Consider the following 12,762-nt stretch of genomic DNA (forward strand, 5'->3'; position numbering starts at 1 on the left):
CTCCTAGTTTAAGGGCTTAATAATCCCGCAGCATGAGTAAGACATATTCTTATATTCAATGACAGGGACGTTCCGTTCTTTTGCCAGCAGGAAGATATGCTCGAGGTCTTTGTTGCCTAAATCCTTCACAAGGATTTTCCATGGCACTCTTCTGAGCAGTACACGCGTCGTCTCTCCCACTCCCGGCTTCACATGGTGGATGTTTTCAATGCCAAACTCGTCCTGAATTTGCTTAATATCCTGAATCCCTTTCCATGTCGGCGTCCGGTCCTCTTTATCAAGCATCGAAACCTGCTTTGAAATCTCCTCTTTCACATTAGGAAACTCGGAGACTACTACGTCAATAAAATGATTGGATACGTCTTCCGGCAGCAGTTCCTCGTAATACTTTGCACCATGGAAATCATCCGGACCGATGAAGTTATCATTCAGGACCGTTCTGCTGACCAGGCCTGATACAGTTGAGTTCAGGCAGGCGCTTGGAATCAGGAAATCCTCTCTTGTCCCGTAAATGTCCGTGCAATAACCGGGATCTGCAAGTACTGCAAGCGAGTCGTCAATGGCAAGGCCGTGTTTGCTGTTGAATTCCTCCATCGCTTCTCTAAGCTCTCTTGTAATGGCTCCTTTTCCTGTCCAGCCATCCACAAACTGCACGCTTTCATCCGGGTGGTTCCGGGCGATATAATTCATGGCGTTGGCATCAATGCCGCGTCCTCTTACGATGGAAACACTGTAATGAGGGACATCGATCTGATGCACCTCCTGCAAGTACCGCTTCATCAGAATTCCTACCGGAGTGCCTGCACGTGCAAGCGAAACGAGCACGATGCTCTTGCCCTTCATTTTTAAAATCTGCTCTGACACCGTTCCGACAGCAGCTGCAAGCTTTTGTTTATACATGTCCAATGAATGATGAAAAAGCTGCAAATATTCATCGGTCGGCTTGTATTCAATTGGAAGCATCTCAGAATAATGTGTTCCGCTCTGAACAGCCTGTTCCCGTTCGAGTGTCGATTTTTCAAGACTAATTTGACTCAAGTCCTTCAGCAGGAAAACAACGTCCTTTTCTGAATAACTTCCCATTGCTGCCGGCTTCGGCAATTGCTGCTCCACCTTACTCATCAGATGCACTTCCTTTTTGGTTTGTACTGAAATAAACAAAATGAATGACCGGAATAACAGATTTCAGCTGATCAAGCATCGGCTGCAATCTCTCTTCAGGAACAGAACGTTCGAAGAAGACAAAAACTTCATCATACTGGCCCTCTGTGACATTGTAGAAAAAGTTCGCTGTTTCCCCGTCTTCAGGATTTGAAAACGGGAACGCGCTTTTCACGGCATAATCTTCCCTGCTCACAGGGTGAATCGGGCTTCTTGTCGTAGACTGATAGAAGATGCCGTCCCCCATGTAAGAGGCTGTTTTCATCGGAATGTACATAAACTCCCCTGTACCGAGACAAAGGGTTCTTTTTCCTTTTCTGGCGTCTCTCAGCCTCGCTGCCGCCTTCAGGCAATAAATATCTGCCTCCAATTGCTCTGCATCCGTCAGACCGAACCTTCCCGTATGCGTCACATAGGGTGAAGACAGCTGCTCGGACGCACATGATGTAAGGTCGCCTTCTTCCGGAGAAATGACGATCTGCGTCACTTCTGCATCACGTGAAGACAGAGATTCGCTTCGGGATTTGCTTTCTGCAACCGGATCCCCGTTTGCTGTAATCAGTCCCGTTACAAGAGAAACCTCATGAATGGTAATGCCAAGCCGCTTCTCTGTATCTCTGAATCTCTTCTGATCTTCCTCTGAACGCCAGTCGAGGATGGATACGACCGTATATTCGCCACGCGGGAATTTTTCCTGAATCGATTCAATGATATTCAGCGCCGTTTTCCCCGTTGTGACTTCATCATCAACAAGAACGATCGGCCTCGTGTTATCAAAAAGCTTTTCATCTACATAGCACCGGTGTGAAGTGGCGTGAGAATGCTCCTCTTCAAAGTTAATAATAGATTCCAATCCAGACACCTGTTCTCTTGTCGTATGGAAAAAAGCCGCATTTTTGAAGTTCTCAAACACCGCATGGCCAAGAGCTGTCGCTGTTTCGGCAAACCCGATAAATAAAGCCGGTTCAGCTAATGAATGACGGTATTCGCTTTTCTTTACCTGTCCGCCCATCAAACCTGCAAGAATCTGATCCCGCTCCGGGTGCGATTGTGCCTCAACGACTTCCATGTATCTGGCTGCAAGCGCCTGACCAGTAAGAAGAGCAAGCGAAGGATCAACGGGAATATGCTTGCCGAGAACGGTGCTGACAAACAGGAAAGAGCGCTTTTTGTTAATGCGCGCTGCCATCTGAAAGAGCCTGTCCAGCGGAAGAAGATAAGGATTTCCGGTCAATTCGATGTCTACTGAAAGCTGACCCAGAAGGTCAAATGTATAGCTGTTCGTTTGCGGTTTCGCTGATAAGGTCGATAAATGATTGCTGCTCATGGAACACCCCGTATAGTTTAGATTTCAAGATGATTTTCCGCGCCCAATTGTAATGGGGTTTAATTTCGTTCATTTTGTTTGAAAATTCGCTTCGGATCACACCGTTGTAAGACTGCGCCTGATCGAGGATGGAGGATGCGTCCAAATATTCCTCTCTTGTGACCGCGTTCAGCGCATTGACGATTTTAATATGAAGCGGATGTATGATTGTTTTTCCTACAAGCCCGTTCGTATTATCCAGAACGATTTCATGAATAAGTCCGTCGTCATAACGGTCGATGAGATTCGCTCTGAATTCAAGTCCTTCATGGCCATATGCCTGCTGGAAAGGGGTTTGTCTGATCTGCGGCTTCAAAATCCGCTGTCCGCCCCCAAAATACTCCCATACCGGACCAGAGATAACGTACTCTTTTTCACAGCGGCCGAAAACATTGATAATGTCTGTAATGCAGTCCCTGATCACTGAAATATCGTAGATGGTCGTATCCCTGCTTCGCCTGATTCCAAACAGACCGGACAAGTCTGTGCCTCCAAGCCTTACATTCAGCACATACTCATAAAAATCATCAAGAATCGCTTTAATGCCAAGCAGTTCGTTCATCCGTGTTTCTTTATAAATAATTTCTTTTGTTTCAAGAATCGGCATTCCGTAAAGTGTCACAGAAGAATCGGATGCGATTTCCTGCAGCGCCGTGTAATACCCTCTTCCGTTTTCAGATGTGAATTTCGGAAAAACAAATCCGCTGATCAGCTGAATGTGATGCTTTAGCTTCTGAGACACCCGCTTCATTTGTTCCCGGCTTCTAATTCTGATAAAAATAAGCGGAAGATTTCTCTGATCAAACTGCCCTTTCAGCACACTGTCTGAAATGGTCCCGATTTGGCTGACGGTATTTGCTTCTGCTGTCTCAACTTCTGTATCACCGATGGAATCTTCCAGACAAATGACCATCGATGTCAGTCCTTCGTGCTTTCCATTAAGAAATTTACCAGATAGTACATCTCCTGCAATGGCTGTCCGGCTGCCGGGCATATAAAGAGTAGCGCCCAGAGCATAGGCAAGCATTTCCCGTTCGGTCTCCTTAGAAAAGTGAATCGGCTCATATAAAAAAATCTCGCTGCGTTTTTCCTTGCTTAAATACTGAAAATGTTTCAAGATTGTTCCTCCATTCAGGGACCGTGCGTGATGTACTAAGTGGTAAATGCCTTATTAAAAGCGGAACCTTCCGTTTAGCTCCGACAGACAGAAAAGAAATCACCCGAAAAGTCCGCTTTTAGACTTTTTGGGGGATTTTGTTCTGGCGGAGGAGCTGGAAGGTGGAGCTGGACACTATTAAAAGCGGAATCGCCCGGATGGCCGGGCGATTCGCCGCCTTGCTGTTCTTTCAAAGCTTTGAAAAAGGCGCGTTGTTTTATAAAAACAACGCACCCCTTCATGTTTATTTACACTTCTGCAATTAAACGTCCAAGCCGTAGTCTTTTACAAGTGAACCAAGACCGCCCTGGTAGCCGCTTCCGATTGCATTGAATTTCCACTCTGCGCCGTGACGGTAAAGTTCGCCTACAACGACTGCAGTCTCAATAGAGAAGTCTTCTCCCAAGTCATAGCGGATAAGCTCTGAGTTGCTGTCTTCGTTCAGGATGCGCACGTAAGCATTGGAAACTTGTCCAAAGTTCTGGCTGCGTGCTTCTGCATCATGAATTGTGATTGTGAACGCAATTTTGCTGATAGAAGCAGGAACTTGTGAAAGGTTAACTTTGATGACTTCATCGTCACCAGAGCCTTCGCCCGTACGGTTGTCGCCAGTATGCTCAACTGATCCGTTTCCGCCAACAAGGTTGTTGTAGAAAATGAAGTCTGCTTCGCTTGCTGCTTTGCCGTTTTCATCCAATAAGAAAACAGATGTGTCAAGGTCAAAGTCATTTCCGCCGTCGTACTTGTTAGTATCCCAGCCAAGACCGACCAATACTTTTGTTAAACCAGGGTTTGTTTTTGTTAAATCGATTTTCTGACCTTTAGATAAGCTGATTGCCATTTTGAATTCGACTCCTTTTATCCTGTTATTTTTTATGTCTTTCAGAATCCCGTGTCAGGATTCCGGAAAGAAATTATGCGTGACGGTTTGCAATTTCTGTAATAGAAGCGTCTTTTGTTCCAGAACCGACTGCTGCGAATTTCCACTCGCCGCCATGACGGTAGATTTCTCCCGGGATAAGGGATGTCATATCTGAGTAATTGTCGCTTAAGTTATAGTGTACAAGCTCTGTGCGGCTTGCAGAATCCACTACACGGATAAAGGCATTTTGAATCATGCCGAAATGCTGTTTTCTTTGGACAGCCTGATAGATGTTTACAACAAACACAAGTTTGTGAACATTTGCAGGAACCTTGCTCAGATCGATCAGCACTTGCTCATCGTCTCCATCGCCGTCTCCTGTCAGGTTGTCTCCGGTATGTTTAACTGAACCGCATTTGCTTGTCAGGTTGCCAAAATAAATGACGCTCTTTTTATCAAGCAGACGGTCGTTTTCATCAAGCATCAATACTGAAGCATCGCAGTCAACGTTGCTTCCTCCGCCTCCGAAGAGTCCGCCAAAAAGCCCGCCGCTTTTTTGCTGGACAGGATCCCATCCTAATCCGACCATGATATTTTTAAGACCGGCATTTCCTTTTGTCAGATCGATTTTCTGACCCTTTTGCAGTGTAATTGCCATTTCTTCACTCTCCCTTTCTGGGTAATGGGGAAACTTGCAAACAGAGACCTGAGCCATACTTCTTTATGTATTATTCGGTCTATTGTCACGATAACGTGACCACAAGTCTTATACTACCAATATCTGAGCAAATTTCAACTAAAAACCTTTTCATCTCCCGCACTATTTCATACGTTTTAAAAGAGGAAAAGTTTCATAGAAGCTACTATAAAATAATTTCCTTTTCCAGGAAGGTTGCTTTAATATCAAGCTTTGTCTCCTGCTTTTCTACTTTTTCGCCGAGCAGCAGTTTTACAGCCAGATACGGGAAATTCACTCCGGAGAGGCAGCTGAAATACAGGCCGCCCGACATCCGCGGATTAATTTCAAGCAGCTTCGGAAGCCCCTGATTATATTTGACCTGGATATTAAAAATGTAGTCCAGCTTAAATTCCTCAGTGAAAGCCTCTGCAAGCTCGATTAATTCTTTGTTGTTTTCAAGAATCCGGATTCTTCCCCCGCCTTTCCTGCGCGGCACCGCTGCGATGAGTTCGCCGTTAAAAGCCAGGCAGTCAATGCTGTATTCTTCTCCTTCGAGAAACTCCATGACCATAAGCTCCGGGAACTCTCCGGCTGCCTTCAGACCGTCATAAACTCTCTGAAACGGAATTCGGTAGCTCGGCGCCATCACTTCTTTAAGGGGATCAACATTGTCATCAATGATTCTGAACCCGTATCCTCCCTCTCCGACCACAGGCTTATAGCAGACGCCAAGTCCTTCGTTCTTCAATTTTTTATATGTATCCTTGAATTCTTCAGGTGTTTTTGCTGTATAAAAGGAAGGGATATCAAACAAGCCCTTTTCTCTGCAAATCTCGTAAAAATCATCTTTATTGTCTATCGCCTCAAGCAGTTCGGCGTCTCTATTAACTAATACCTTTACACCGAGCTCTTCAAACTTGTCCAGCGCTTTTGCAATCGGCAGCATTTTATATCTTGGAACGAACAGCTGAATGCCATGTTTCCTGCAGAAATCCAGGCAGTACTGAACGTACTCCCCGTCTGTATCAAATTTGGGCTCAACCTCTGAATAATCGCAGTTTGCAAGCATGACATGGTCAGCATCCGGGTGTGTGCCGTACACTTCAAACTTAATCCCGTCTTCATTATTCCGGATCATGTCAATGTAATGATAGGCAACCGAAAACCAGCGGTTGAACCAGATTTTATATGTACTCATTTTTCAGAAAAACCCCTCTCTTCGGAACAGTCCGAAGTTTTCTATTTCTTTCATTTTACATAAAACGGGAAGATAAGTCATTGGGAAAAAATATCTTTGAGATTAGTTGTATTAACCTGAGGATTTTTACTTTTGGTGACATTGTTCTTCCTGCTTTGTGACCCTCGCGGCTTGGAACACTTCACGAAGGGCACAATCCTTCCTACTTTGTGACCTTCGCACCTCGGAACACTTCATGAGGGGTACAATCCTTCCTGTTTTGTGACCCTCACGCCTCGGAACACTTCACGAGGGGCACAATCATTTCTGTTTTGTGACCTTCGCACCTCGAACACTTCACAAAGGGCACAATCCTTCCTGTTTTGTGACTTTCACGCCTTGAAACACTTTATGAAGGGCACAATCCTTCCTGCTTTGTGACTTTCACACCTCGGAACACTACATGAAGGGCACAATCCTTCTTTGATAAGTGCCATCAAACAAAACATTCTTCCTTTTGAAGGTTCTCTTCTTCGAGATAAGTGCCATCAAACAGAACATTCTTCCTTTTGATGGTTCTTTTCTTCGACATAAGTGCCATCAAACAGAACATTTTTCCTTTTGATGGCTATGTTCCTCGACATAAGTGCCATCAAACAAAACATTCTCCCTTTTGATGGTTCTGTTCTTCGAGATAAGTACCATCAAACAGAACATTCTTCCTTTTGATGGTTCTTTTCTTCGACATAAGTGCCATCAAACAAAACATTCTTCCTTTTGAAGGTTCTCTTCTTCGAGATAAGTGCCCTCAAACAGAACATTCTCCCTTTTGATGGTTCTGTTCTTCGAAATAAGTACCATCAAACAGAACATTCTCCCTTTTGATGATTCTATTCTCCCCGATAAGTGCCATCAACCAATACATTCTTCCTTTTGATGGTACCGTTCTCCAGGATAAATGCCATCAACCCAAGAATTTCTCTTCTTGATGGCACCATTCTCCAAAATCAGTAATCTCCTATCACAAAAAAGAAGCTCCCCTCTAAACCGGGGAGCTCCCTTTTCTTACATATTTCTGCGGTACTGTCCGCCTACTTCATATAATGCCTGCGTGATCTGGCCGAGACTTGCATAGTTGACGGTCTCCATCAGTTCAGCAAAGATGTTCTGGTTGTGGATGGCAGCCTGCTTCAGTCTTTCGATGGCTGCATCAGCTTGAGCGGCATTGCGTTCCTGGAATGCTTTCAAGTTTTGAATCTGTGTTTCTTTTTCTTCTTTAGAGGCACGGGCTACTTCCATGTTGTCCACGGATTCTTCAGATGGCTTGTTCGGATTGATATACGTGTTGACGCCGATGATCGGGAGTTCCCCTGAATGCTTCTGCATTTCATAGTACATGGATTCATCCTGGATCTTTCCGCGCTGGTACTGGGTTTCCATTGCTCCAAGCACTCCGCCGCGCTCGTTGATGCTGTCGAATTCTTTAAGGACAGCTTCTTCTACTAGGTCTGTCAGTTCTTCAATGATGAAGGAGCCCTGCAGCGGATTTTCGTTTTTGGCGAGTCCGTGCTCTTTTGTGATGATGAGCTGAATGGCCATGGCTCTGCGGACCGATTCTTCTGTCGGTGTCGTGATAGCTTCATCGTACGCATTTGTGTGCAGCGAGTTGCAGTTATCCTGAAGCGCCATTAGAGCCTGCAGCGTTGTGCGGATATCGTTAAAGTCGATTTCCTGGGCGTGCAGGGAACGTCCGGATGTCTGAACGTGGTATTTCAGCTTCTGGCTCCGTTCGTTTGCCCCGTATTTTTCTCTCATAACGGTTGACCAGATGCGGCGTGCCACACGTCCGATGACGGTATATTCCGGATCAAGGCCGTTGCTGAAAAAGAATGAGAGGTTCGGCGCAAAGTCATCGATTTTCATGCCTCTGCTTAAATAGTATTCGACATACGTAAACCCGTTTGCGAGTGTAAATGCAAGCTGTGAAATCGGGTTAGCTCCCGCTTCTGCAATATGATACCCGGAAATGGAGACAGAGTAATAGTTTCTCACTTTTTCATTGATAAAGTACTCCTGGATATCCCCCATCATTTTCAGGGCGAATTCTGTTGAGAAGATGCAGGTATTCTGTCCCTGGTCTTCTTTCAGAATATCCGCCTGAACCGTTCCGCGGACGGTTTGAAGCGTTCTTTCCTTCACCTGCACCATCTCTTCTGCTGTCAGCTCGCGTCCAAGCTCTGTCTGCTGCTTTTCGGCCTGCTGGGCAATGGCCGTGTTCATGAACATGGCAAGGATGATGGGTGCAGGTCCATTGATTGTCATTGATACAGATGTGGCCGGTGCGCACAAATCAAAGCCTGCATACAGCTTTTTCATGTCATCAAGCGTACAGATGCTGACTCCGCTCTCGCCGATTTTCCCGTAGATGTCAGGACGGTATGCAGGGTCTTCTCCGTAAAGCGTAACAGAGTCGAACGCAGTACTCAGGCGTTTTGCCGGGTCATCCTTTGAAAGGTAATGAAAACGGCGGTTCGTCCGTTCCGGCGTTCCTTCTCCGGCAAACTGCCGCTTCGGATCTTCTTCCGCCCGCTTGAACGGGAAAACGCCGGCTGTATACGGGAATGCTCCCGGTACGTTTTCTTTGTAGACCCACTTTAGAATTTCCCCGTAGTCTTTGTATTTTGGAAGCGAGACTTTCGGGATGGCGAGTCCTGACAGGGAAACCGTCTTTAATGATGTCACAATTTCTCTGTCGCGGATTTTTGTCACAAACTGATCCGCTTCATATTTCTCCCTGAGCTCTCCCCAGCCCTCAAGGATCCGTCTTGATTCCGGAGAAAGTTCCTCTTCCGTTTTCTTTTTAATCGCTTCAAGTGAGTCAATCACCTCAGGTGCCCCGTTCTGCTCTTTGACGCTCTCAATGGCGCCCTGAAGCTGGAACAGTCTTCTGGCAGTATCAGCCTGATATTCGGCACTTTTGTGGTAATTCCGGACAGATTCACTGATTTCTCTTAAATAGTAGCGGCGGTCTGTCGGAATGATGACATTCTGTTTTTCAACATCTTTGACAATAGGCAGACTTGAAGACCAGTTTTTATTTTTCTTTTTGTTGATAAGGTCAAGCAGGGCTACAAACAGGGTGTTTGTGCCGGGATCGTTGAACTGGCTTGCAATCGTTCCGTAAACCGGAAGATCCTCAGCCGGACTTTCAAACAGCATATGGCTGCGCTGGTACTGCTTTTGCACCTGGCGTTTTGCATCCTGTGATCCTTTACGTTCAAATTTATTGATGACGATCAAGTCCGCGTAGTCAATCATGTCGATTTTTTCAAGCTGGGAAGGCGCACCGAACTCGCTTGTCATGACATACATGGACATGTCGCAAATCTCAGTGATGGCAGCATCCCCCTGCCCGATTCCGCTCGTTTCTACAATAATCAAATCATAGCCGGCTGCTTTCACAACGGCGATGGCATCATGGATGGCAAGCGACAGCTCGGATCTTGACTGTCTCGTCGCAAGACTTCTCATATACACGCGCGGTGAGAAAATCGCATTCATCCTGATTCTGTCACCAAGAAGAGCTCCGCCTGTTTTCTGTTTTGTCGGGTCAATGGATATGACGGCAATCTTAATCTCAGGCACTTCATTTAAAAAACGTCTGATTAATTCATCAGTCAGTGAACTTTTTCCTGCTCCGCCGGTACCGGTAATCCCAAGGACAGGTGCATCAGATGAAAGCTGCTTGACCTCTGAAATGACTTTTTCTGCTGCCGCTGCCGCTTCCTGCCTGCTGCCGATTTGCGATTCAGCAACCGTGATCAGTTTTGCGATTGCTCCGGCATCCCCTGTCTTAAGCTTCTCCATCTCATCCTCAAGCTTTGCGGCTGTCTGGAAATCGCATTCTTTCATCATGAGTTCAATCATGCCCTGCAGACCGAGCTCTCTCCCGTCCTCAGGAGAAAAAATGCGGGCAATCCCGTATTCATGCAGCTCCTTGATTTCACGCGGAAGGATGACCCCGCCTCCTCCGCCATAAAGCCTGATATGTGAAGCGCCTCTTTCTTTTAAAAGATCATACATATATTTGAAAAACTCCACGTGCCCGCCCTGATAAGAAGAAATGGCGATTCCCTGCGCGTCTTCCTGGATCGCTGCATTGACGATCTCTTCAACCGAACGGTTATGGCCGAGGTGAATGACTTCTGCGCCGCTCGCCTGGAGAATTCTCCTCATAATGTTGATCGATGCATCGTGTCCGTCAAACAAACTGGATGCCGTTACAAAACGAACGGCATGTTTCGGTTTATAGGTTTCCTTTGTATGCATGCTGGCCGCATCCCCTTTATTGTCGTTATTCCGGCTGATTTCCGCTTTTTTGTATCCCCCGCAGAATCAGCTTGGTCTGAACTTCAATGTATTCCTCAAGCGTATAGTTCCTCTGAAGGGCCCATCTTCTGAAGCCCCACATCTGTCCCTGAACGAAGATGTTGTGGGCAAGCAGCTGTCTTTCCGTTGCTGTAAGCGAGATTTCCCCTTTATCCGCACAGCCTGCTATCACCTTTTCAAACATCCCGACCATTTCAATTTCTTTTTGAAGCACATAAGGAAGCGCGTCACGGGACAGTGACTTCGCTTCCTGGTACATGACGAGAACCTCATCCTGCATCTCATCCACCACTCTGAAGTAGTTTGCGATGGCAAGCTTGAGACTCTCAATTGTTCCAAGCTTCATATCGATGTTTTTCTCCAGCCGGTCGCGCACCTGATCATAGATCGTATCGCAGACCAGGTAGAGGACGTCTTCCTTCTGCCTGATATATTCGTAGAGCGTGCCGATGCTGAAGCCTGCCGCTTTGGCAATTTCCCTTGTGGTTGTGCGGTGGAATCCCTTTTGTTTAAAAAGATGAACCGCCCCTTTAATCATCTGGTCACGCCGCTTTTCCACAAGCCTCTCATCTTTGACAGAGGCATGCACTTCCCGTTTAGACATGTTTCCACCGCCTCCCTGTTTTGGGCCTTTATTTTGTCAGCATGCGCGAAATGACAAGTCTCTGAATCTCCTGAGTGCCTTCATAGATCTGGGTAATCTTCGCATCTCTCATGTAGCGTTCAACCGGATAATCCTTCGTATAGCCGTAGCCGCCGAATACCTGAACCGCTTCTGTCGTGACTTTCATAGCCGTATCTCCGGCAAACAGTTTGGACATGGCTGATTCTTTTCCGTACGGAAGGCCCTCAGACTCAAGCCATGCAGCCTGATAGGTTAATAGACGTGATGCTTCAATTGTTGTCGCCATATCAGCAAGTTTAAAGCCGATTCCCTGCTGCTGCGCAATCGGCTTGCCGAACTGCTGGCGCTCTTTTGCATAGGCAACAGATGCATCAAGGGCTCCCTGTGCGATTCCGACAGCCTGGGCAGCGATGCCGTTTCGGCCGCCGTCAAGAGTCATCATGGCAATTTTAAAGCCTTCGCCCTCTTGACCGAGAAGGTTTTCTTTTGGAACGATGCAGTCTTCAAACATGATTTCGGTTGTAGGCGATGAGCGGATGCCGAGCTTGCTTTCTTTTTTGCCGACGGAGAAGCCTTTAAAGTCCTTCTCGACGATGAATGCGCTCGTTCCTTTATGCTTGCTTGAAGGATCTGTGACGGCAAAAACAACATACGTATCGGCTATGCCGCCGTTTGTGATGAAAATTTTCGATCCGTTAAGCACATAATGATCGCCGTTCAGTTTGGCAGTCGTTCTCATGCCGCCGGCGTCTGATCCGGAACCCGGCTCTGTCAGTCCGTAAGCACCGATTTTCTCTCCCTGTGCCATTGGTTTTAAGTATTTTTGTTTTTGCTCTTCTGTACCGAATTTGTAAACCGGCCAGCCTGCAAGCGATGTGTGGGCAGAAAGTGTTACTCCGACGGAAGCGCACACTCTTGAAAGTTCTTCTACGGCTATGACGTATGCGAGGTAGTCGCTGCCGATGCCGCCGTACTCTTCCGGCCATGGAATGCCTGTCAGGCCAAGCTCAGCCATTTTGTCGAACAGCTCACGGTCGAAGCGCTCTTCTTCGTCGCGTTCTGCAGCAGTGGGTTCAACTTCATTTTTAGCGAAATCTCTTACCATTTTGCGGATCATTTCATGTTCATCTGACAGTTTGAAAAACATTGCGTTCATCTCCCGTGTTCTTTTTATTGGTTGTTAATTCAGCATTGTTAATTTTGTGTTCTGGAACCGTTCCTTTCCGCTCCAGGAACTTGCTTTCCGCGGGGAGGGATGGGAGCCTCCTCGGCCAGCCTGCGGGGTCTCCCATTCCCTCTTCATCCCTTAGAAAAGCGGAAGCGCCCGTTTTGCTCCGGCAGTCAGAT

10 protein-coding genes are annotated in these 12,762 nt (G+C 46.6%); 1 reads left to right on the forward strand and 9 read right to left on the reverse strand.

Features of this window, described 5'->3' with window-relative positions; genetic code table 11:
* Nucleotides 1-3: 3 nt before the first annotated feature.
* Genes JOJ89_RS20135 through JOJ89_RS20145 form a run of 3 tightly spaced genes read right to left on the reverse strand, consistent with a single transcriptional unit; the run spans nucleotide 4 to nucleotide 3,644 of the window.
* Nucleotides 4-1,122, reverse strand: a complete 1,119-nt coding sequence (locus tag JOJ89_RS20135; protein ID WP_029566582.1) for a cysteine protease StiP family protein — start codon at nucleotides 1,120-1,122, stop codon at nucleotides 4-6.
* Nucleotides 1,115-2,488, reverse strand: a complete 1,374-nt coding sequence (locus JOJ89_RS20140) for a phosphoribosyltransferase family protein (protein WP_203289177.1) — start codon at nucleotides 2,486-2,488, stop codon at nucleotides 1,115-1,117. Before JOJ89_RS20140 ends, JOJ89_RS20135 begins: the two co-directional genes overlap by 8 nt.
* Nucleotides 2,427-3,644: an HpcH/HpaI aldolase/citrate lyase family protein gene (locus JOJ89_RS20145; protein WP_203289178.1), complete on the reverse strand. Its 1,218-nt coding sequence runs from the start codon at nucleotides 3,642-3,644 to the stop codon at nucleotides 2,427-2,429. The genes JOJ89_RS20140 and JOJ89_RS20145 overlap by 62 nt, the downstream gene beginning before the upstream one ends.
* Nucleotides 3,645-3,805: 161 nt before the next feature.
* Here JOJ89_RS20145 and JOJ89_RS20150 point away from each other — a divergent pair, with 161 nt between their 5' ends.
* The gene (locus JOJ89_RS20150) at nucleotides 3,806-3,949 is read left to right on the forward strand and encodes a hypothetical protein (protein WP_161781215.1); all 144 of its coding nucleotides are present in this window, start codon (nucleotides 3,806-3,808) and stop codon (nucleotides 3,947-3,949) included.
* Here JOJ89_RS20150 and JOJ89_RS20155 read toward each other — a convergent pair.
* From JOJ89_RS20155 to JOJ89_RS20180, 6 genes are all read right to left on the reverse strand, one after another.
* Complete coding sequence (locus JOJ89_RS20155) at nucleotides 3,946-4,524, reverse strand: TerD family protein (protein WP_029283278.1); 579 nt, start codon at nucleotides 4,522-4,524, stop codon at nucleotides 3,946-3,948. The two genes, JOJ89_RS20150 and JOJ89_RS20155, sit on opposite strands and share 4 nt — an antisense overlap.
* 73 nt (nucleotides 4,525-4,597) lie before the next feature.
* Nucleotides 4,598-5,203, reverse strand: a complete 606-nt coding sequence (locus tag JOJ89_RS20160) for a TerD family protein (protein ID WP_029283276.1) — start codon at nucleotides 5,201-5,203, stop codon at nucleotides 4,598-4,600.
* Nucleotides 5,204-5,408: 205 nt separating this feature from the next.
* Complete coding sequence (locus JOJ89_RS20165) at nucleotides 5,409-6,422, reverse strand: ATP-grasp domain-containing protein (protein WP_203289179.1); 1,014 nt, start codon at nucleotides 6,420-6,422, stop codon at nucleotides 5,409-5,411.
* A gap of 1,044 nt (nucleotides 6,423-7,466) precedes the next feature.
* Nucleotides 7,467-10,730, reverse strand: a complete 3,264-nt coding sequence (gene icmF / locus JOJ89_RS20170; protein WP_203289180.1) for a fused isobutyryl-CoA mutase/GTPase IcmF — start codon at nucleotides 10,728-10,730, stop codon at nucleotides 7,467-7,469.
* 25 nt (nucleotides 10,731-10,755) lie between these two features.
* Nucleotides 10,756-11,394 (reverse strand): TetR/AcrR family transcriptional regulator, encoded by a 639-nt coding sequence (locus JOJ89_RS20175; RefSeq protein ID WP_029283270.1) that lies wholly within the window; start codon nucleotides 11,392-11,394, stop codon nucleotides 10,756-10,758.
* A 28-nt stretch (nucleotides 11,395-11,422) separates the two neighbouring features.
* Nucleotides 11,423-12,562, reverse strand: a complete 1,140-nt coding sequence (locus tag JOJ89_RS20180; protein WP_203289181.1) for an acyl-CoA dehydrogenase — start codon at nucleotides 12,560-12,562, stop codon at nucleotides 11,423-11,425.
* Between the last annotated feature and the right edge of the window lie 200 nt (nucleotides 12,563-12,762).

This window comes from Metabacillus sp. cB07, from assembly GCF_016839225.1.
Lineage (GTDB): Bacteria > Bacillota > Bacilli > Bacillales > Bacillaceae > Bacillus_P > Bacillus_P indicus.

What these genes read in the sequence shown, in the direction of transcription:
- icmF (WP_203289180.1), bottom strand. Translation starts at nt 10,730, where the DNA reads ATGCATACAAAGGAAACCTATAAACCGAAACATGCCGTTCGTTTTGTA.
- JOJ89_RS20160 (WP_029283276.1), bottom strand. Translation starts at nt 5,203, where the DNA reads ATGGCAATTACACTGCAAAAGGGTCAGAAAATCGATCTGACAAAAGGA.
- JOJ89_RS20175 (WP_029283270.1), bottom strand. Translation starts at nt 11,394, where the DNA reads ATGTCTAAACGGGAAGTGCATGCCTCTGTCAAAGATGAGAGGCTTGTG.
- JOJ89_RS20165 (WP_203289179.1), bottom strand. Translation starts at nt 6,422, where the DNA reads ATGAGTACATATAAAATCTGGTTCAACCGCTGGTTTTCGGTTGCCTAT.
- JOJ89_RS20180 (WP_203289181.1), bottom strand. Translation starts at nt 12,562, where the DNA reads ATGTTTTTCAAACTGTCAGATGAACATGAAATGATCCGCAAAATGGTA.
- JOJ89_RS20135 (WP_029566582.1), bottom strand. Translation starts at nt 1,122, where the DNA reads ATGAGTAAGGTGGAGCAGCAATTGCCGAAGCCGGCAGCAATGGGAAGT.
- JOJ89_RS20155 (WP_029283278.1), bottom strand. Translation starts at nt 4,524, where the DNA reads ATGGCAATCAGCTTATCTAAAGGTCAGAAAATCGATTTAACAAAAACA.
- JOJ89_RS20140 (WP_203289177.1), bottom strand. Translation starts at nt 2,488, where the DNA reads ATGAGCAGCAATCATTTATCGACCTTATCAGCGAAACCGCAAACGAAC.